The organism is Streptomyces sp. NPDC040622, from assembly GCF_055593965.1.
Genome location: NZ_JBVIXD010000007.1, coordinates 26,234 through 46,852 on the forward strand (window position 1 = coordinate 26,234; position 20,619 = coordinate 46,852).

The following is a 20,619-nucleotide window of genomic DNA, read 5'->3' on the forward strand; positions in this document are numbered from 1 at the left end:
CCCGGCCGTCCCGACGGCCCGGCGCCGCCCGCGGAGCCCGGCCGCCCGCGGAGCCCGGCCGCCCAAGGCGCCTCCGGGGCGGCCGTGAGAGAACGTCGCAGCGCACACGCACCAGGGCGGGGCCGGTTCGTTCCGGCCCCGCCCTGGTGCGTGTCCCGGCGGCGCCCGCACCACGCTCCCCGGTTCCGTCCGCACGCGCCCCCGTGCGTGCTTTCCCGTGCTCCCCCTCAATTGCGAAGGCTTGACTCCGCCCCCTTGACGGCCTCTTGATGGCGTTCCCAGTATGTCTCTCATAGCGCAACCGAACGTGCAGTACGCAACAACTACGTCACGCCGTGCGCAACAGCAGAGGAGCCTGGCCGTGCCCCACGAGGTCCGTGCCGTCGTCGCCCTGAAGAAGGGCGCACCCGTCGAGGTGCAGACGATCGTCGTGCCAGATCCCGGCCCGGGAGAGGTACTCGTCTCCGTACAGGCCTGCGGGGTCTGCCACACGGATCTGCACTACCGGGAAGGCGCGATCAACGACGACTTCCCGTTCCTGCTCGGTCACGAGGCGGCCGGCACCGTCGAGGCGGTCGGCGCGGGCGTCGCCGATCTCGCCCCCGGCGACTGCGTCGTGATCGCCTGGCGCGCGCCCTGCGGAGCCTGCCGCTCCTGCCTGCGCGGCCGCCCCTGGTACTGCTTCGACTCGCGCAATGCCGCGCAGCCCATGATGCTCATGGACGGCACGGCGCTGAGCCCCGCCCTCGGCATCGGCGCCTTCGCCGAGAAGACGCTGGTCGCCGCGGGACAGGCCGTGAAGGTCGACCCGGCGGCCCGCCCCGAGGCCGTCGCCCTGATCGGCTGCGGCGTGATGGCGGGGTACGGGGCCGCGGTGAACACCGGCGGGGTGGGCCGAGGCGACACCGTCGCCGTCATCGGCTGCGGAGGCGTCGGGAACGCGGCGATCGCCGGGGCGTCGCTGGCCGGGGCGCGCCGCGTGATCGCCCTCGACATCGACGACGCGAAGCTGGACGGGGCGACTCGGTTCGGCGCCACGCACACGGTCAACTCACGCGGCACGGAACCGGTTTCGGCGGTCCGCGAGCTGACCGGCGGGCACGGTGTCGACGTCGCGATCGACGCGGTCGGCACCCCGTCGACGTATCAGCAGGCCTTCGCCATGCGGGACTTGGCGGGCGTGCTCGTCCAGGTCGGTGTGCCCGACCCCGAGATGAAGGTCGAGCTGCCGCTGATCGAGCTGTTCTCGCGCGGCGGCGCGCTGAAGTCGTCCTGGTACGGGGACTGTCTGCCCACCCGCGACTTCCCGATCCTCGTCGACCAGTACCTGAGCCGCCGCCTCGACCTGGGCGGCTTCGTCTCCGAGACGATCCCCCTCGATCAGGTGGAGGAGGCCTTCGCACGGATGCACCGGGGCGAGGTGCTGCGATCGGTGGTGGTCCTGTGACCGGCCGCGAGGCCCGGGGCCCCCGGGTGGTCGTCATCGGCGCCGGCATCGTCGGCTGCTCCCTCGCCGACGAGCTGACCGCCCGCGGCTGGACCGACGTCACCGTCCTGGAGCAGGGGCCGCTGCCCGCCCCGGGCGGCTCCACCTCGCACGCGCCGGGCCTGGTCTTCCGGACCGGCCCGTCCAAGACGATGACGGCGTTCGCCGCGTACACCGTGGAGAAGTTCAACGCCCTTGAGGTGGACGGTCTGCCCTGCTTCCACCCCGTCGGCGGCCTGGAACTGGCCACCACGCCCGAACGTCGGGCCGACCTGCACCGCAAGGCCGGATTCGCCGCCGCCTGGGGTATCCGTGCCGAGCTCGTCGGCCCCGCACGCTGCAAGGAACTGTGGCCCTTGGTCGACGAGAGCCTGCTGTACGGCGGCCTGTACACGCCCGACGACGGCCTGGCCCGCGCCGTGCCCGCCTGCCGGGCGCAACTGGAACGGGCACGCACGCGTGGAGCACGTTTTCTCGACCGGCACACCGTGACGGGCATCGAGCGCGAGGGCGGCCGGGTCACCGCCGTCGTCACCGACCGCGGCACCTTCCCCGCCGACCACGTGGTCTCGGCCGCCGGATTCTGGGGGCCGGTGATCGGGCGGATGGCCGGGGTCGACGTCCCGCTGCTGCCGCTCGCCCACCAGTACGTGAAGACGGCTCCGCTGCCCGAGCTCGCGGGGGGCGACGACCCACGTACGGAGGCGTCGCGGCCGATCCTCCGCTTCCAGGACCGTGACCTGTACTTCCGTGAGCACGGCGACCGCATCGGCATCGGCTCGTACGCCCATCGGCCGCTCCCCGTCGACCCGTTCACGGTTCCTGCCTACGACGACGCCGAGGGCATGCCGTCCTCGTACCCCTTCACCGCGGAGGACTTCGCGCCGAGCTGGGAGGACTGTCGCGGGCTGCTCCCCGCCCTGAAGGACGCGGAGATCGAGGAGGGCTTCAACGGGGTCTTCTCCTTCACTCCCGACGGTATGCCGGTGCTCGGCGAGTCCCGTGCGCTGCGCGGCTTCTGGCTGGCCGAGGCCGTGTGGGTCACCCACTCCGCGGGCGTCGCCAAGGCGGTCGCCGAGTGGATGGTCGACGGGCGGCCCTCGCTCGACCTGCACGAATGCGAGCTGACGCGCTTCGAGGACGCCCAGCGCTCCCCCGCGTACGTGGCCGAGCGCGGCGCACAGCAGTTCGTCGAGGTCTACGACGTCATCCACCCGCTCCAACCGATGGACCGGCCGCGCCCCCTGCGCGTCAGCCCCTTCCACGCCCGTCAGCAGGAGCTGGGCGCCGTCTTCCTGGAGGGCGGCGGCTGGGAGCGTCCGCACTGGTACGAGGCCAACGCGCCGCTGGCCCAGGACATCGAGGTGCCCGGACGCGATGCCTGGGCGGCCCGGTACTGGTCCCCGATCGCGGCGGCCGAGGCGCACGCCACCCGCGAGCGCGTCGCCCTCTACGACATGACGCCGCTGCGCCGCCTGGAGGTCACGGGCCCCGGCTCGCTCGCCTTCCTGCAGCGCATGACCTCCAACAACCTCGCCAAGAAGCCCGGTTCCGTCACGTACACGCTGCTCCTCGACGACGCCGGCGGCATCCGCTCGGACCTGACCGTGGCCCGGCTCGCCCCGGACCGGTTCCAGGTGGGCGCCAACTCCCCCGCCGACCTGGACTGGCTGCTGCGACACGCCCCCGACGACGTCCACCTGCGGGACATCACCTCCGGGACCTGCTGCGTCGGCGTCTGGGGACCGCTGGCCCGCTCACTCGTGCAGCCACTGACCCGCGACAACTTCTCCCACGAGGCGTTCGGCTACTTCAGGGCCAAGGAGACGTACATCGGGCACGTCCCGGTGACCGCCCTGCGCCTGTCGTACGTCGGTGAACTGGGCTGGGAGCTGTACACCACCGCCGACCTGGGGCTGCGCCTGTGGGACACGCTGTGGGAGGCGGGGCGCGCGCACGGCGTGATCGCGGCCGGGCGCTCCGCCTTCAACAGCCTGCGCCTGGAGAAGGGATACCGCGCCTGGGGCCACGACATGACCACCGAACACCACCCCTACGAGGCGGGTGTCGGCTTCGCGGTCCGCATGAACAAGGGCGACTTCGTGGGGCGTTCGGCGCTCGAAGGCCTCGGGCCGCCCACCCGGAAACTGACCGCGCTGCTTCTCGACGACCCCGCCGCCGTCGTCCTCGGCAAGGAGCCTGTGTACGTCGACGGCGCGCCCGCCGGATACGTCACCAGCGCCTCGTACGGCTACACGCTGGGCCGGTGCGTCGCCTACGCCTGGCTGCCGCCCCTGGAGGCGGGCACCGGCGTGCACGTCGAGTACTTCGGCGAGAAGGTGCCCGCGACCGTCGCCGAGGAACCGCTGTTCGACCCCGAGATGACCCGGATCCGCCGCTAGCCGCCAGGAGGCACAGGTGTCCCCCACCTTCGACGTGATCGTGATCGGCCTCGGCGGCATGGGCAGCGCCGCCGCCCACCACCTGTCCGCGCGCGGCGCCCGCGTGCTGGGCCTGGAGAAGTTCGGCCCGGTGCACCACCGCGGTTCCAGTCACGGCGGGTCCCGCATCACCCGGCAGTCCTACTTCGAGGACCCCGCCTACGTACCGCTGCTGCTGCGCGCCTACGAGCTCTACGACCGCCTCGAACACGACACCGGGCGCCACGTCGCGACCCTGTGCGGCGGCGTGATGCTCGGCCGCCCCGACAGCCGCACGGTCTCCGGTTCACGGCTCTCCGCCGAACGGTGGGACCTGCCCCACGAGATGCTCGACGCGAAGGAGATCCGGCGCCGCTTCCCGACCCTCACGCCGCACGACGGCGACGTGGCGCTGTACGAGGCACGGGCCGGCCTGGTCCGCCCCGAGAGCACCGTGGCCGCCCACCTTCAGCTGGCCACGCGGCACGGCGCCGACCTGCACTTCGAGGAGCCGATGACCCGCTGGGAGCCGTACCGCGACGGCGTGCGCGTGCACACGGCGGAGGACGTCTACACGGCCGGACAGTTGGTGATCTGTCCGGGCGCGTGGGCGCCCGGACTCCTGACCGACCTGGGCGTGCCGTTCACCATCGAACGGCAGGTCATGTACTGGTTCCAGCCCACCGGCGGCGTGCGGCCCTTCGAGGCGGCGAACCACCCGATCTACATCTGGGAGGACGACCGGGGCGTCCAGGTCTACGGCTTCCCCGCCATCGACGGGCCCGACCTCGGCGCGAAGGTCGCCTTCTTCCGCAAGGGCACGCCCTGTACGCCGGAGACCATCGAGCGGACGGTCCACGACCACGAGGTCGCCACCATGGCCGGGCAGGTGAGACAGCTGATCCCCGCTCTCCCCGGCCGTTTCCTCAAGGCCGCCACCTGCATGTACTCCAACACACCCGACGAGCACTTCGTCATCGCCCGGCATCCGGCGCACCCCGGATCGGTCACCGTCGCGGCCGGCTTCTCCGGGCACGGCTTCAAGTTCGTCCCGGTGGTCGGGGAGATCCTCGCCGACCTGGCGCTGGACGGCGCCACCGGGCATCCCATCGAGCTTTTCGACCCCGGCCGCCTCGCCGCCACGCCTGTCTGAGGAGTACGAGAACCGTGCCGACGACCCCTTTGCCGCCGAGTCTCCTCGCGACCCTCCCCGGGCGCTACTACACCGACCCGGAGATCTTCCGGCAGGAGCAGGAGCGCGTCTTCGAAGCGCTCTGGTTCTGCGCGGTGCGCTCCGCCGACCTCGACGGGCCGGGTGCCTTCCGCACCGTGCGGGTCGGCCGCGAGAGCGTCCTGGTGACCCGCACCCGCACCGGGGAGCTCCGTGCCTTCCTCAACGTATGCCGCCACCGCGGCGCCCGCCTGTGCACCGAGGAGTCCGGCCAGGTGCGCCGCGCCCTGCAGTGCCCGTACCACGCCTGGACGTACGACCTGGACGGCAGACTGATCGCCGCGCCCAACCTGGTGAGGATGCCGGACGTCGACCGTGCCGCGTACGGCCTGGTGAAGGTGGCCCTGCGGGAGTGGCTCGGCTACGCCTGGGTGTGCCTGGCCGACGAACCGCCCTCCTTCGAGGAGACCGTGATCGGCGCGGCGGTGGAACGGCTCGGCGACGCGGCGTCCATCGAGCGCTACGGCACCGAACGCCTCGCCCTCGGCAAGCGCGTCACCTACGACGTGCGCGCCAACTGGAAGCTGATCGTCGAGAACTTCATGGAGTGCTACCACTGCGCGACCATCCACCCCGAACTGACCGACGTCCTGCCAGAGTTCGCGGACGGTTTCGCCGCGCAGTACTACGTGGGGCACGGTGCCGCGTTCGGCGAGGAGGTCGACGGCTTCACCGTGGACGGCGGCGCGGGCTTCGGCCGGCTCCCCGAGGTCGCGCCCGACCAGGACCGCCGCTACTACGCGATCACCGTGAAGCCGACGGTGTTCATCAATCTCGTGCCGGACCACGTCATCCTGCACCGGATGTTCCCGCTGGCCGAGGACCGCACGGCCGTCGAGTGCGACTGGCTGTACGCGCCCGACGTCGTCGCGTCCGGCGTCGACCTGACGCACTCCGTGGAGCTCTTCCACCGGGTCAACACGCAGGACTTCGAGGCCTGCGAGCGCACCCAGCCCGCGATGGCGTCACGCGCCTACCGCGCGGGCGGGGTGCTGGTGCCGACCGAGCACCACATCGGGCTGTTCCACGAATGGCTGACGAAACAGCTCGCTACGTAGTGGCCGCCGGAGCGGCCTGCGCGGAGGTGGGGCGCTTGTACATCCGCGTGGCCGTGATCTCGCCGTGCACCGTCTCGCCGTCCGGGTCCTGCTGCGGCAGGCCCGGGCGCAGGTGCTCCTCGACGCTGATGTACTTCAGGCCGGCCCGCAGGTCCGCGTCATTCCGCAACCGGATGACCAGCGGGAACTCCGCGAGCGCGGTCGTGTCGAACAGGCCGGTCGTGTAAAGCAGCTGCACGCCGAGCGCGTCCGAGACGGCCCGCTGGAGCTCCAGGAGGTAGGTCGCGTTGGCGCGGCCGATGGGGTTGTCCAGGAAGAGCGTGCCGGCGTGGCGGTGCTTGTCGCGGCCCCGGTCGTTGCTGCGCAGGGCGGCCATCGTGCAGTACAGGGCGATGGCGGCGGTCAGCAGCTGGCCGCCGGAGAACACGTCGCCCATCTGCCCGACCGGGACGCGCTCGGCGCGCAGCACGGCGTCCGGCTTGAGGATCTCGACGGCGACCCCGCGCGGCTCCAGGGCGGCCTGGACCCCGCGCAGCAGCAGGGACATGCCGTCGCGCCGCATGTCGGAGTTCTTCTTGACGGCCGCGCGCGTGGCCTCGTCGATGACCTCGCCGAGCCGCTCGACGAGCGTGGCCTGGTCGGGCTCCTCGAAGCGGACCCGCAGGAACTCCTGGCCCGACCACTCCCCGAGGCCCTCGGGCAGCCGGGACAGGCGCTGGGCGGAGCGCAGAGTCGCGAGCGCGGACTCGACGAGCCCGCGCAGGCGGTCGACGATGCTGTCGCGGTTGCGCTCCAGCTGCTCCAACTCGTCGGTGAGGACCCGGAGCCGGGGCGCGAAGGCGTCGGCCCACTTCTTGGCGTGCTCGGGCAGCGCGGAGGCGGGCAGTTCGCGGATCTGCTGGCGGGCGGGCGTGCGCACCTGCTCGTACCGGGTGGAGTTCGCGTGGCGCACGAGGATGTCGCTGGCCTCGCGGACGGCGGACTCGGCCGTCGACAGGTCGGCGGCGCAGCCGCGCAGGGAGCGGCGGGTCTCGGCGGCCGCCTGGCGGGCCTCTTCGATGGAGCCGGGGTAGACCTCGGGGGTCTCTTCGGCCTCTTCGTCCTGGTGCTCGCGCAGGAGGTCGCGCAGCAGCGCCGCGGTCTCGTCGAAGCCGCCCGCGGCGTCCTCGGTGACGCGGTGGGTGTGCAGCAGTGCGGCGTGGGCCTCCTTGGCGCGGCTCAACGCGTCGGTGTGGGAGGCCAGTTCGCCGGTGGCGGTGCGCAGGAGCGTTTGGGCCTGCTCGGCGTCGGCGGGGACGAGGCCGGCGGAGAGCTCGGTGTGGGCGTCGCCGTCCTGCGGGGCGTGCCGCTCGGCCTCGCCGCGCAGCCGGCCGAGCCGCTCGCTCGCGGTGGAGGCGCGGGCCTCGATGAGCTGGACCTGGGCCTCCGCGCGCGCGGCGGCGGCCTGCCGGGACGGCCCGTCGGAGCCGTCGGTGCCTTCGAGGAGGAGGGCCGCACGGGTGCGGACCTTGTTGCTGAGCCGGTCGAGTTCGGCGAGGGCGGCGCTCTCGTCGCTCTCGGCGCGGGCCTGTTCGGCACGGAGGTCGGCGCCGACGCCCACCTTCTCGTAGAGCTGGGACGCGGCGCGGTAGGCCTCGCGCAGGGCGGGCAGCGACGACTTGGGGGCATCGCTCTTCTCCGGCACGTCCTCCGGGGCGCCGGCGATCTCGGCGCGCTCGGCGCGCAGCGCGCGGGCGGTGCGGCGGGCGTCGTCGGCGGCGCGCTGGGCGGCGCGGCGGTCCTCGTCGGCGGCGCGGGCACGGTCCAGGCAGGTCTGGGCCCGGCCCTCGGACTCGACGGCGTCGTCGGCCAGTTCGCGCAACTTGGCCTGCCAGCCGGCCCGCTCGCGGAGCCTGAAGGCGAGGCCCGCGAGGGCGTCGGCGGCGCGCCGGGCACGCTGGGCGGCCTCCTGGCGCTCGTCGCGCACGCGGGCCGCCTCGCTCGCCGCCTCGTCGGCCTCGGCGCGCGCGGTGCGGGCCTCGGCGAGCTCCGCCTCGGCCTCCTCGGCGAAGGTGCGCGCCTCCTCGGCGGCGGTGGCGAGCTCGAGAAGGCGGCCGCTCGGGCAGCCGGTGCGCCAGGAGGCGAGGCGGGCGGCGAGCTCACGGTCCTTGGCGAGCCGGACGGCGAGCGCCCGGATCTCCTCGTCCCGCCGGGCGGCCCGCGCGCGCAGCGCCTGGCGTTCCTCGTCGGCGGCGTGCTCGTCGTGCATGGCCGGGTTCGGCGGTACGAGGAAGACGCCGCTGTCCGCCGCCTGCTCGCCGGGGGTGGGGGCGAGGAGCGCGGCGGCGGTGCCGACGGCGACGGCGGACCGGGGCAGCAGGGCGGCGTCCGCGAGGGCATCGCGGGCGCGGGCGTGCGTGTCCGGGTCCGTGATGACCACGCCGTCGACCAGCTCGGGCCGGGCGGCGAGCACGCGCGCGTGGTCGGCGGGGTCGACGGCCTGGGCCAGGTAGCGCCAGCCGGGCAGCGCGGGGATGCCGTGCTCGCCGAGGAACTCGACGGTGGCCAGCACGTCGGGGCCCGGGGGCAGCAGCCCGCCGTCGCCGAGTGCGCCGAGGATGCGGGAGTCGTCGGCGGCCGCGGTGCGCAGCTCGAACAGCTGCCGCTCGGCGCCTGCGACGCCGTCTTCGAGGAGGGTGCGCAGGTCGTCCGCGGAGCGGTCGAGCTCCGCCACGGAGAGGGCGCCGCCCCCGAGGGGCGCCTCGGCGGGGGCCTCGGCCCCGGCGCGGGGCTGCGGCACGCCGCCGCTCTCGGTCGGCAGGCTCAGCAGCTCGGCCAGCCGCTGCTCGCACGCGATGGACTCGGCGGCGCGGCGCTCGGCGTCGAGGGCGGCCTCGGCGCCGGTCGCGGCGTCCGAGGCGCGGGCGGCGGTGAGCTCGGCGCGGGCCTCGGTGGCGGCTGTTTCCTTGGCGTGGTCGGCGGCGCGGCGGGCCGCCTCGCGGGCGGTGTCCCACGCGGCGACGGTGGTCTTCTCGGCGTCGCTCGCGGCGAGGGCGGCGCGCGCCGGGTCGGCGTCGGGGGCGGTGTCGTCGAGCCAGCCCGCGCGGACGGCCTCCGCGGTCTCCTGCTCGACCTCGCTGAGGCGCTGCTTCAGGTGTCCGAGCTCGCTGCGGGCCCGCTGTGCCTCGGTGGCGGCGGCGGTCGCGTCGCGGTGGGCGGCCTCGCCGGTCTCCTGGAGGGCGGCGGAGCGCTCCTCCTCCTCGTTCGCGAGGTTCTCCGCGCCTTCTGCCGCGGTGTGCAGGGCGCGGACGAGGTCGGACGCGGCCTCCGCGCGGGCGGCGAGCGCGGGCGCCGCGTCCCTCTCGGCCTCGCGGATCGCGGCGGCCACGCGCGCGGAGCGGTCGGCGGCGGCACGGTGGCGCAGTACGGCTTCGGCGGCCTGCCAGGCGGAGTGCAGGGTGCGCGCGTCCGCCAGCTCGCGGCGCTGGGCGGCGGCGGCCTTCTCGGCGACGGTGAGGGCCAGGGAGGCGTGCCGGTAGGCGAGTTCGGCGGAGATCAGGGCGCTTTTGCCGCGGGCCCGCTCGGCCTCGGTGACGGTGTGGGCGGCGGCGGTGACCTGCTCGGCCAGCTCGGCGGCGCGGCCCCGCTCCTCGACGCCGCGTGCGGAGAGGCGGCGGGCCAGGGTCCGGGTGCGGCGCTCGGCGCCCGCGTGCACGTCACGCGCGCGGGAGCGCGTGTCGGCGGCGTCGACGATGCGGCCGAGCAGGTCGACGGAGCCCGCGGTGAAGTCCCGTTCGGCCATCAGCTCGGCGCGGCGGCCGAGCTTGTTGCCGAAGCCGTGGACGAGGTCGGCGAGGCCGTCCGTGTCACGGGTGTCGGTGACGGCACGCAGCAGCAGGTCGGTGAAGTCGGAGTCCTTCTTGACGGCGAAGAGGCCCGCGGCCTCACCCTCGTCGGCGTTCATCTCCCGCTGGTAGCGGAAGAGTTCGGGGTCCAGGCCGAGCTCGCCGAGGTGTTCGTTCCAGCGGTCGTGGATCTCTTCCCAGTGCACTTCGAGGTGGGGGTAGGCCTTGACCGCATCGGTCATCGCGTCGCGGAAGCCCTTCATGGTGCGCCGCCTGCCCTGGGCGCCCGATGCGCCCTCCGCCGACGGGCGTACGGCGGTGGACTCGGCGACGGGCAGCGAGTCCAGGCTCATGCCGGGTCCCGGCCGGAAGGAGTACCAGGCCTCGGCGAACTTCCGCGGGTCGTTGGAGACCTGCCTGCCGCGCCACTCGCTGACCTTGCCGACGACGACGCACTCGCCGGTCAGGGTGTGCTGCCACTCCAGGGCGACGTGGCCGCAGTCGTCGGCGAGCAGGAACTTGCGCAGCACGCCGGAGCTGGCGCCGCCGAGGGTGTTGCGGTGTCCCGGGAGCATGACCGAGAAGATCAGCTTGAGCAGGACGGACTTGCCGCCGCCGTTCTCAAGGAAGAGCACGCCCGCGGGCGCGGGGCGGCGCGGCGGGCCGACCGGCTCGTCCTCGAAGAACTCCGCCTGGGTGGGCGCGGGGTCGGGCACCTCCGCGCCGACGCCGCGCAGGTCGAGCACGGTGTCGGCGTAGCGCGCACCGGCCGGACCGATGGAGTAGAGGCGGACCCGGGACAGCTCGTACATGGCGGCGGACTCTCGTCGTAAGTCGTGCGGGACGGCAGGAAAGGTGCAGGGGGCGCGGGGTGGGGCCCGCGGGCCGGGCGGGGCGGCTCAGGAGTGGAACGGCAGTCCCGCGTCGGCGGCCAGCTCCAGGTCGTCGGGGTCTTCGGGCGGCAGCAGCGTCGCCGAGCCGTCCGTGACCGGCACGACGCCGAGCTCGAGGAGCTCCGCCATGGCCGCGCTGCCCGCCATGTCACGGACCTGGAGCTGGTAGCGGGCCGTGGTGCGGTAGGTCCCGCCGGAGTCGTCGCCGGTGCGTTGCAGGAAACCGGATTCGGTGAGGAAGGCGACGGCCTTGCCGATGATGCCGGTGGTCGAGCCGGCGAGCCGGCGGGCGTCCTTGGTGGCGCCGGTCGAGCTGCGGCGCGCCCAGATCCGCCAGGCGGCCTCCAGGCCGGGGGCATCGGTGGCGGGGTCGGTGTTCTCGCCCTGCTGCTCGGCGCGCTCCTCCAGGCGCTGGCAGGCCTGGCGGACGAACGCGTCGACGCCGTTGACGGTGACGCGGCCGATGTAGCCGTCGTCGGCGAGGTCCTCGGGGCGCGGGAAGGCCATGGCCGCCACGGCGAGGTGCGCGAGGCCGTGCAGGAAGCGGTCGGTGGAGTCGGTGGCCGCGCGGCGGGCGTAGTCACCCATGCGGACGGCGAAGACGGAGTCCTCGGCGGCGGTCACGGCCATGCCCGCGCGCGGGGACACCTCCAGGACGACGAGCCCGAGCCCGGTGGCGACGGCGTCGGCGAGCCGGGCGAAGGGCGGGTCCTCGCGGTAGCGGCGGAGCAGTTCGGCGTACTCCTGGTCGCGGGCGGGCTGGAGCTTGGGCTGCAGGCCGAAGGCGACGAGCCGTGCGGCGTCGGCGGCGTCGGCCGGGGTGACGGGCGCGGGGGCGGTGGGCGCCGCCGTGGAGTCCGGCTCGCCCCACGCGGCGTGCTCTGCGGGGTGGTCGGTCACGGCGTGTGCTCCTTGTGGGGCTGGTGCGGGAGGGCGCCGGGGTGGCGCGCGGGGGTGTCGGTCATGGTCACGCCGCTTCCGTACGGTCGGCCGCCATGCCGGCGGCGTCCAGGAGGGCGGTGCCGACGATGAGGTCGGCGCCGCCGAACTCCTCGTCGTCGAGTTCCGCGCCGTCGTCCACGGCGAAGAGCAGCTTCTCCTCGCCCTGGCGGTAGGCGGTGCCGACCGGCGGGCTGGCCGCGTGCACGGCCAGCAGGGCGAGCAGGTAGGGCAGTTCGGGGTCGCGGCGGCGGGCGTCGGCGAGCAGTCCGGAGAGACGGCGCGGCGCGTCGGGGGGCAGGTCGAGCAGCTCCATGGCGCTCGCGAGCTGCGCCTCGCTGAAACGGCTGTCGTCCGGGGTGGCGATCAGGTCGGGCTCGGGCATCTCGGCGCCGAGGTGCTCGCGCTCCATGGGCGGGGTCAGCAGTATGTCGACGAGGTCCCCGACCCGTACGGACACGGGTGTGCGCAGGCCGGTGCCGCGCGCGAAGAAGGCGTCGGTCACCCGGGTCGCCTGCTCGGCGGGGAGCGGCAGGATCGGCGAGACCAGCTGACCGTACAGATCCAGGCCCGCGCGCGCGGTGGGTGTGGCGAAGGCCTGGCGGTCCTGTTCGGCGCGGAACAGGGGGCCCGCTTCGAGGAGCCGGGACTGGAGCTGCGTGTGGCGGCGGATGCAGTCCTTGACGATGTCGACCAGCTCGGCGGCGCGCCGCTTCTGTTCCGGGTCCTCGGACTCGTCGCGGGCCTTGCGGATGTTGGTCAGGATCGCGTTCTCGTGGCGGTAGCGGTCGGCGACGTGGTCGAGGGCCTCGGCGATCATGTCGGGGACGGCCTGGAGCCAGTCGACCGCGCGGACGTTGCGCCGGGTGGCGTCGAGGGCCTTGCGCAGGGTCTCCGAGTACTGCACGGTCCGGTAGCGCGCCTGCTCGGCGGCGAGCTGGGCGTCGGCGAGCCTGCCGCGCCTGATGAGGACCTCCAGCTTCACCTCCGCGGCGATCTGGGCGCTGGTGACGTCGGTGTCCAGGGCGCCCACCAGGACGTTGACGGCTTCGTCGGTGGTGCGCAGGTAGACGCTGCCGCCGTAGCCGGGCACCTCTTCGAGGAGCTTGAAGTCGTAGTCCCTGCGGACGTACGTCCCGTCGGGCGCGAAGGTCCCGTACACGGCGCGGAAGCCGCGGTCGACGCTGCCGACGTTGATCAGGTTCTCCAGGACCCAGCGGGCCACGCGCTCGTGCTCGACGACGGGGCGCCCGGGGGCCTGGGCGGCCACGCGGGGCAGCAGTCTGGCCACGATCTGCTCGTGGTCGGCGCCGGTGTCGAAGTCCATGTTCAGCGTGACGAGGTCGATGGCGGAGAGGGCCACCTCCGCCATCGCGTACACCGAGTACTCGCCGGCGAGGTTGGCCTTGCGCACGTCGAGGTCGTGCAGCGGAGCCGTGCAGGCGAGGGCGCGCAGGCGGCGCGCCAGGCCCTCGTCGGCAGCCGGGCCCGGGGCAGGCCGCGGTCCCGCGCTGAGCTGGGGCGGAACGGTGTCCGTTACGGCAGGCGAAGTCACGGTGCACAGACTAGGTCCTCGGTCTGACAACGGTCGAAACGGCGCAGAAGCGACCGGCTCAGCCACCCGCGCCGACGCGCCGTCCGTACACCTCGACGAGGCCTTCGAGCGAATCTTCGAGGTAGCCGACGAGCAGCCGTTCCGCCTGCCCGGCGTCGCCCGCCCGCAGGCTGTCGAGGATCTGCTTGTTGCGTTCGAGGTAGGGCTCGTGGAGGCGGCGCGGGTCGTCCACCACGTGGAAGGCCAGGCGCAGTTCGGCCAGGACGCCGCGCATCAGCTCGTCGGTCCTGGCGCTCCCGGCGAGGGCGACGAGTTCCCGGTGGAAGTGGATGTTGGCGGTGGAGACGCCCTTCCACCGCTTGTCGCCGGCCGCCCGCACGCCGTCCGCGACGGCGGAGGCGACTCCGTCGAGGGCGAAGGGGGGATCGCCGAGCCCGCGCACGACCGCGGGCTCCACGAGTCTGCGCGTGCGGTAGATGTCCTGGACGTCCTCGACCGTGAGGACCCGCACGAAGACGCCCCGATTGAGCTGGTGCTCCAGGAGCCGTTCGTGCGTGAGCAGCCGGAAGGCCTCGCGCAGCGTGTTGCGGGAGACGCCGAGCGCCCCGCCGATGCTGTCCTCGGACAGCCGCGTCCCGGGTGGGAAGCAGCCCTCGGCGATGCGGCTCCTGAGGATGTCCGCGACCCGCTCGGCCGTACTGGTGCGCCCCAGGAGCGCCCGGTCGTCAAGGAGTCCGCCCACGTCCGCCATGCCCTCAGCCATGCCCGGATTCAATCGCAGAGCGAAGAACGAAACAACACGGGTATTGAGGGATCGTTCAACGATCCTCTACCTTGTCGGGCACGGCTCGTTCCTCCGGCTCGTCCCGCTCACTCCTCCCCTCCTCCCCTCCTCCCCTCCTCCCCTCCTCCCCTCCTCCCCTCCTCCCCCACTCGACCTCCCCACTCGACCCGCTCAACCCGGAACCGCACGCTCCAGCACCCCCCGTCCCTCTCCTGCGAGGTGCCCATGAGCACGACCCCACCACCCCGTACCGCGCCGGCCGACATACCCCCCGGCCAGGCCGAACATCCCGACGACAGCGGCGCGTTCGGCTGGCTGCGCGCCCTCGGACCGCGCGGCCGCCGCGCCTTCGCCGGCGCCTTCGGGGGCTACGCCCTCGACTCGTACGACTACTTCACGCTGCCGCTGAGCATGGTGGCGCTCGCGGCGTACTTCGGCCTCGACAGCGGTCAGACCGGGCTCTTCACCACCGTCACGCTCGTCGTCTCCGCCGTGGGCGGCGCCGTCGCGGGCGTGGTCGCCGACCGGATCGGCCGCGTCAAGGCACTGATGATCACGGTCGTCACGTACGCGGTGTTCACCGTCGCCTGCGGCTTCGCGCCCAACTACGAGACGCTGCTGGTCTTCCGCGCTCTCCAGGGGCTCGGGTTCGGCGGCGAGTGGGCGGTGGGCGCGATCCTCGTCGCCGAGTACGCCACCGCCAAGAACCGCGGCCGCACGCTGGGCGCGGTCCAGAGCTCCTGGGCCGTGGGCTGGGGGCTCGCGGTGATCGTCTACACGCTGGTGTTCCAGTTCATGGACGAGGACGTGGCCTGGCGCGTGATGTTCTGGACCGGCGCGCTGCCCGCGCTGCTCGTGATCTACGTACGCCGCAATGTGCACGACGCCCCCGAAGCCGCCGAGGAGCGCCGCAAGAGCTCCGACAAGGGGTCGTTCACGGCCATCTTCAAGCCCGGGTTGCTGCGCACCACGTTCTTCGCGGTACTCCTGTCCACGGGTGTGCAGGGCGGCTACTACACCCTGGCCACCTGGGTGCCCACCTACCTGAAGAGCGAGCGCGGCCTGACCGTCGTCAACACCGGCGGCTATCTGACCTTCCTGATCTCGGGCGCCTTCCTCGGCTACCTGACCGGCGGCTACCTCACCGACAAACTCGGCCGCAAGCGCAACATCACGCTCTTCGCCTTCCTCTCCGCGGCCAGCATCCTCGCCTACACGAACATCCCGGACGGCGCCAACGGCCTTCTCCTTGTGCTCGGTTTCCCGCTGGGCTTCTGCATGTCGGCGATCTTCAGCGGCTTCGGATCGTTCCTCAGCGAGCTGTACCCGGCCGCCGTGCGCGGCACCGGGCAGGGCTTCACGTACAACACGGGGCGCGCGGTCGGCGCCGTCTTCCCCACGATGGTCGGCTTCCTCGCCGACAGCTGGGGCGTCGGCGGCGCGCTGGTCTTCGGAGCGGTGGGCTACGGCCTCGCCGTCGTCGCGCTGCTCGGCCTCCCCGAGACGCGCGGCAGGGAACTGCTGTGAACCGCGACGCCAAGGAGGCCCGCGCGGCGTTCCGTTCGGGCGAGAGCGGCCCCACCGCGGGCCGGGCAGCGGGCTTCACCCAGGCCAACCTCATCTCCGTCCCCGCCGACTGGGCGTACGAGATGCTGCTGTTCTGCCAGCGCAACCCGAAGCCCTGCCCGGTGCTCGACGTCACGGACGCGGGATCCTGGGTCACCCCGCTCGCCCCGGGCGCCGACCTGCGGACGGACCTGCCGCTCTACCGCGTCTGGGAGCACGGCGAGTTGACCGGGGAACCGCAGGACGTCGTCGGCCACTGGCGGGACGACCTGGTGACGTTCCTGCTGGGCTGCAGCTTCACCTTCGAGTGGGCGCTCGCCGACTCCGGCGTCCCGCTGCGCCACATCGAGCAGGACCGCAACGTCCCGATGTACGTGACCGCCCGCCCCTGCCGCCCCGCGGGCCGCCTGCACGGCCCTATGGTGGTGTCCATGCGCCCCGTACCGCCCCGGTACCTGACCGCCGCCATCAGGGAGAGCTCCCTGATGCCCGCGGTGCACGGCAGCCCGGTGCACTGCGGCGACCCCGGCGGGCTCGGCATCGAGGACCTGGGCCGCCCCGACTTCGGTGACGCGGTGACCGCGGAACCGGACGACATCCCGGTGTTCTGGGCGTGCGGGGTGACACCGCAGGCCGCGGTGATGGCGTCCAGGCCGCCCTTCGCGATCACGCACGCGCCGGGCCGGATGTTCATCACCGACGCCAGGGACGAGCAGTACCGGGTGGGCTGACCGCCGCACCGGTCACCGCCCCGCCCACCACCGCCGGGCCCGCGCCCGGGCCCCCGAGGACCACGGGAGAACCACGCACATGAGCACGGCCCCCATCGATCTCAACGCCGACCTCGGCGAGGGCTTCGGCCGCTGGCGCCTGACCGACGACGAAGAGCTGCTCTCCGTCGTCACCAGCGCCAATGTGGCCTGCGGGTTCCACGCGGGGGACGCGGTGACCATGCGCCGCGTGTGCGACCGCGCCGCCGAGCGCGGGGTACGGATCGGCGCCCAGGTCTCCTACCGCGACCTGGCCGGCTTCGGGCGGCGCGCCATGGACGTGCCCTCCGACGAGCTGGCGGCCGAAGTGGCGTACCAGATCGGCGCCCTGGAGGTGTTCGCGCGGGCGGCGGGCACGCGCGTGTCGTACGTGAAGCCGCACGGCGCGCTGTACAACCGCGTCGTCCACGACGCCGAGCAGGCCCGCGCGGTCCTGGACGGTGTACTGCTCGCGGGCGCCTCGCTGCCCGTCCTCGGGCTGCCCGGATCGCGCCTCCTGGAGACCGCCGAGCAGGCCGGGGTCCCCGTGGTGACCGAGGCGTTCGCGGACCGCGCCTACACCGACGAGGGCACCTTGGTCCCGCGCGGCACCCAAGGGGCGGTCCTCACGGAGGAGGATGCCGTCGTCGCGCGGTCCGTGGGCCTGGCCCGGTTCGGCGTCGTCACCTCCCACGGGGGCCGCGAGATCGCCGTACGCGCGCGATCGCTGTGTCTGCACGGCGACACCCCGGGGGCCGTGGCGCTGGCCCGGCGGGTGCGCGCGGAGCTGGAGTCGGCGGGCGTCCCGGTGGAGGCCTTCGCATGAGGACGCTGCCGGTCGGCGAGCGGGCCCTGCTCGTCGAACTCACCGACGGCGCCGCGGCCCAGGCCCTCCACGCCGAGCTGCTGCGCCGCCGCGCGACGGGTTCCCTGCGGGTGCGCGAGATCGTCCCCGCGGCCCGCACGGTGCTCCTCGACGGCCTCGACGAGCCCGACCGCCTCGCGGCGGAGCTGCCCGGCTGGGAGGTCCCTCCGCTGCCGCCGCGCGCGGGGGACGTCCTGGAGATCCCGGTCCGGTACGACGGTCCGGATCTCACGGAGGTGGCGGCGCACTGGGGTGTGCCGGTGTCCGAGGTGGCGCGGATCCACTCGGCCGCCGAGTACCGCGTCGCCTTCTGCGGGTTCGCACCCGGCTTCGGCTATCTGACCGGGCTGCCCGAGCGTTACGACGTGCCGCGCAGGGCCACCCCCCGCACCTCCGTCCCCGAGGGCAGCCTCGCCCTGGCCGGGCCGTACACGGGCGTCTACCCCCGCGCGTCGCCCGGCGGCTGGCAGCTGATCGGTTCGACGGACACCGTGTTGTGGGACCACACGCGCGTGCCCGCCGCGCTGCTCTCCCCCGGCGTGCGCGTGCGCTTCGTGCCGGACACGGCACCCTCGGACACCGCGCCCTGGAGCACCGCGCCGCCTTGGGACACCGCGCCTTCGGACACCGCACCCGGGGACGGCTCGTGGGGGGAAGGGACACGATGACCGACCGTGCCTTCGCCGTCGTACGGGCCGGGGCGCTGACCACCGTGCAGGACCTGGGCCGCCCGGGACACGCCCATCTCGGGGTGCCCCTCTCCGGAGCCCTGGACCCGCCCGCGGCGGCCCTGGTCAACCGCCTGGTGGGCAACCCGCCGGACGCCGCCGTCCTGGAGACCACCGTCAACGGCTGTGCCGTGCGCCCGCGCCGCCCGGTGACGGTCGCCGTCGGTGGCGCGCCCTGCCCGGTGACCGTGGACGGCCGCCCCGCGCCCTGGGGATCGCCGGTGCGGGTACCGGCGGGAGCCGTCCTGGACGTCGGAACCGTCGTCTCCGGAGTGCGCTGCTATCTCGCGTTCGACGGCGGGGTGGCCGTCGACCCGGTGCTCGGCAGCCGCTCCACCGACCTGCTCTCCGGACTCGGCCCGCCTCCGCTCGCGGACGGCGCCGTGCTGCCGCTGGGCGGTCCCGGCTCTCCGCACGCACGCGTGGACATCGTTCCGCAGCCGGCACCGCCCCAGGAGCTCGTGCTCGGGGTGACGCTCGGGCCGCGTGCCGACTGGTTCACCGCCGCGGCACTGGACACGTTCACCACGCGCGCGTACCGGGTGTCGTCGGCGAGCAACCGCATCGGACTGCGCACCGAGGGCCCTGTCCTGGAACGGGCTTCGCGGGCCGGTCGGGCGCTGGGGGCCGAGCTGCCCAGCGAGGGCATGGTGCTGGGTGCTGTCCAGGTGCCGCCGGACGGCAGGCCCGTGGTCTTCCTGGCCGATCATCCGACGACCGGGGGCTACCCGGTGATCGCGGTTGTCCGGGAGCCCTGCCTCGCGGCGGCGGCCCAGGCCGGGCCGGGCACGCCCGTACGTTTCGTCGGGACCGGCCGGCGCTGACGCGGCGGGCGGGCCGCGCCGGCGCCGGCTCCCGTAGCTGTGGAGCCGTGCGGCTGTGAGCTATACGGCGGGCGCGTCGGGCCCGATCCTGCTCCGTACCGCGTCCTGTACGTCGTCCTCCTCGGCGGGATCCGCGGCGAGCCTCCTGAGGCGGTTGACCACGCGCGCGTCGCCGGTCTCCGCGTGCCGCGCGGCGACCTCCCGGGTGGACTCCTCGCAGTCCCACAGGCACTCGACGGCGAATCCCGCGGCGAAGGAGGGGTCTGTCGCGGCGAGCGCGCGGGCGGCTCGTCCGCGCAGGTGGGAGGAGGCGGTCTCGCGATAGACATGCCGCAGGACCGGGGCGGCACAGGCGATGCCGAGGCGGCCCGCGCCGTCGACGAGGGTCCACAGCGTCGGCGCGTCGGGGCCCTCGCCCCGGACGGCCTCGCGCAGCACGGCCAGGACCAGCTTGCTGTCCTGCGCGCCGCCCCGGCAGGCGAGCATCCGCCCGGCGGCGGCACCCAGGTCGTCGGGGCGGTAGGCCCAGCGCCGCGCGCGCTCGACGGCGGCGACGCTCCGCATCCTTTCGAAGGCGGCGGTCGCGGCGTCCACCACGACCTGGGAGGTGTCCTCGGCGGCGTACTCGATGAGGTCGAGGACGTCGGGGTCGTGGGCGTCGGCGAGGTAGCGCAACGCGGTGCCGCGCGCCCCGTCCGAGCCGTGGCGGGCGGCCGCGATGATCTCGGGCCGGTCGTCGGGGCCCGCGACGGCGGCGAGGCAGCGGGCGGCGGGCACGTACAGCACGGCGCCCCGCTCGAGGCCTTCCTGCGCCCAGTCCAGGACGGCCCGGACGCTCCATTCGGGGCGCGGCCCCGCGGGTCGCAGCTGGCGTTGCCAGCGGTCGAAGGAGCCCTGTTCGCGCGCGGCCCGCACGCGGGCGCCGATGTCCGCGCGGGGGTCCTCTTCCCAGAGGCACCAGGGCCTTGGTTCGTAGGCGTCGCGGACGGCGGCGGCCAGCTCGGCCTCGCCCTCCGCGTCGGGGGTGAACCGGGCGAGCACGGGGGCGGCGAGGGCGCGCAGGCCCGCGTCGTCGTCGCGCAGCGCCAGCTCGTCGAGGGCCCACGCCCAGTTCGAGCCGAACGCCGCGTACCTCCGCAGCAGCTCGAGGGCGTCCTGCCTGCCGTACGAGGCCAGGTGGCCGAGGACGGCCAGGGCGAGGCCGGTGCGCGAGTCGTCCGTGTTCAGGACGTCCTCGGCAGCGAAGAGGTGCCGCTCGATCTCGCCGAGCCCACCGTGCAGGTCGAGGTAGAGCCGGGCGTAGTACAGCGAACGGTTCTCCACCTGCCAGTCGTGGCGGGGATCGTTCAGCACGCAGTGGTCGAGGGCGGCGAGCGCCTCCGACCTTGGGGCGGTGAGCGCGTGCAGCGTGCCGTCGCCGCGGCCCCTCTGCAGCAGGCCGAGCAGCGTACCGCTGGGCGCTATGACCGGATCGAACATGGGAAACAGCCTCACATCAAGCGTCGACGCAACCGGGAAACACGCATTACCTGGCCGTGCGCCAACACGTCGGGCCGCCCGCCGTCTCTTGCTTGTCGAAGACCATCTTCCTCTGCCTCTCGTCGGTGGCCCAGGGGTTCCCGGACGGGAGGTCCGGGGGCGGGCCGCTCACGGTCCACGCGGTGCGGCAACATCTGCCCCACCGTCGCGTCCGTGAA

14 protein-coding genes are annotated in these 20,619 nt (G+C 73.9%); 9 read left to right on the forward strand and 5 right to left on the reverse strand.

What is annotated here, in order from left to right; genetic code table 11:
- The first annotated feature begins 361 nt into the window (after positions 1 to 361).
- From ACZ592_RS20630 to ACZ592_RS20645, 4 genes are read left to right on the forward strand one after another with little or no spacing between them, the layout of a single operon-like run.
- The gene (locus ACZ592_RS20630; protein ID WP_471583038.1) at positions 362 to 1,447 is read left to right on the forward strand and encodes an S-(hydroxymethyl)mycothiol dehydrogenase; all 1,086 of its coding nucleotides are present in this window, start codon (positions 362 to 364) and stop codon (positions 1,445 to 1,447) included.
- Positions 1,444 to 3,888, forward strand: a complete 2,445-nt coding sequence (locus tag ACZ592_RS20635; protein ID WP_471583039.1) for a GcvT family protein — start codon at positions 1,444 to 1,446, stop codon at positions 3,886 to 3,888. The genes ACZ592_RS20630 and ACZ592_RS20635 overlap by 4 nt, the downstream gene beginning before the upstream one ends.
- A gap of 16 nt (positions 3,889 to 3,904) precedes the next feature.
- Positions 3,905 to 5,059 (forward strand): N-methyl-L-tryptophan oxidase, encoded by a 1,155-nt coding sequence (gene solA, locus ACZ592_RS20640; RefSeq protein ID WP_471583040.1) that lies wholly within the window; start codon positions 3,905 to 3,907, stop codon positions 5,057 to 5,059.
- 14 nt (positions 5,060 to 5,073) lie between these two features.
- Positions 5,074 to 6,195: an aromatic ring-hydroxylating oxygenase subunit alpha gene (locus ACZ592_RS20645; RefSeq protein WP_471583041.1), complete on the forward strand. Its 1,122-nt coding sequence runs from the start codon at positions 5,074 to 5,076 to the stop codon at positions 6,193 to 6,195.
- Here ACZ592_RS20645 and ACZ592_RS20650 read toward each other — a convergent pair.
- The 4 genes from ACZ592_RS20650 to ACZ592_RS20665 form a co-directional block, all read right to left on the reverse strand.
- Positions 6,188 to 10,831 carry a hypothetical protein gene (locus ACZ592_RS20650; RefSeq protein WP_471583042.1) on the reverse strand — a complete coding sequence of 1,548 codons (4,644 nt, stop codon included), beginning with the start codon at positions 10,829 to 10,831 and terminating at the stop codon, positions 6,188 to 6,190. The two genes, ACZ592_RS20645 and ACZ592_RS20650, sit on opposite strands and share 8 nt — an antisense overlap.
- Positions 10,832 to 10,918: 87 nt before the next feature.
- On the reverse strand, positions 10,919 to 11,812 hold the full coding sequence (locus ACZ592_RS20655; RefSeq protein ID WP_471583043.1) for a hypothetical protein: 894 nt from the start codon (positions 11,810 to 11,812) through the stop codon (positions 10,919 to 10,921).
- A gap of 67 nt (positions 11,813 to 11,879) precedes the next feature.
- On the reverse strand, positions 11,880 to 13,406 hold the full coding sequence (locus tag ACZ592_RS20660) for a hypothetical protein (RefSeq protein ID WP_471583044.1): 1,527 nt from the start codon (positions 13,404 to 13,406) through the stop codon (positions 11,880 to 11,882).
- Between the two features lie 58 nt (positions 13,407 to 13,464).
- On the reverse strand, positions 13,465 to 14,169 hold the full coding sequence (locus tag ACZ592_RS20665) for a GntR family transcriptional regulator (RefSeq protein ID WP_471583045.1): 705 nt from the start codon (positions 14,167 to 14,169) through the stop codon (positions 13,465 to 13,467).
- A 246-nt stretch (positions 14,170 to 14,415) separates the two neighbouring features.
- On the opposite strand from ACZ592_RS20665, the gene ACZ592_RS20670 reads away from it, so the two are divergent.
- From ACZ592_RS20670 to ACZ592_RS20690, 5 genes are all read left to right on the forward strand, one after another.
- On the forward strand, positions 14,416 to 15,717 hold the full coding sequence (locus ACZ592_RS20670) for an MFS transporter (protein WP_471583046.1): 1,302 nt from the start codon (positions 14,416 to 14,418) through the stop codon (positions 15,715 to 15,717).
- Complete coding sequence (locus tag ACZ592_RS20675) at positions 15,714 to 16,487, forward strand: putative hydro-lyase (RefSeq protein ID WP_471583047.1); 774 nt, start codon at positions 15,714 to 15,716, stop codon at positions 16,485 to 16,487. Before ACZ592_RS20670 ends, ACZ592_RS20675 begins: the two co-directional genes overlap by 4 nt.
- Positions 16,488 to 16,566: 79 nt before the next feature.
- Positions 16,567 to 17,331, forward strand: coding sequence for a LamB/YcsF family protein (locus ACZ592_RS20680; RefSeq protein ID WP_471583048.1), 765 nt, complete (start codon positions 16,567 to 16,569; stop codon positions 17,329 to 17,331).
- Entirely contained in the window at positions 17,328 to 18,038 is a 711-nt protein-coding gene (locus tag ACZ592_RS20685) for a 5-oxoprolinase subunit B family protein (protein WP_471583049.1), read from the forward strand. Before ACZ592_RS20680 ends, ACZ592_RS20685 begins: the two co-directional genes overlap by 4 nt.
- Positions 18,035 to 18,922 (forward strand): 5-oxoprolinase subunit C family protein, encoded by an 888-nt coding sequence (locus ACZ592_RS20690; RefSeq protein WP_471583050.1) that lies wholly within the window; start codon positions 18,035 to 18,037, stop codon positions 18,920 to 18,922. Before ACZ592_RS20685 ends, ACZ592_RS20690 begins: the two co-directional genes overlap by 4 nt.
- Positions 18,923 to 18,982: 60 nt before the next feature.
- Here the strand turns inward: ACZ592_RS20690 and ACZ592_RS20695 are convergent, their stop codons facing one another.
- Positions 18,983 to 20,401: a HEAT repeat domain-containing protein gene (locus ACZ592_RS20695; protein ID WP_471583051.1), complete on the reverse strand. Its 1,419-nt coding sequence runs from the start codon at positions 20,399 to 20,401 to the stop codon at positions 18,983 to 18,985.
- Positions 20,402 to 20,619: the final 218 nt, after the last annotated feature.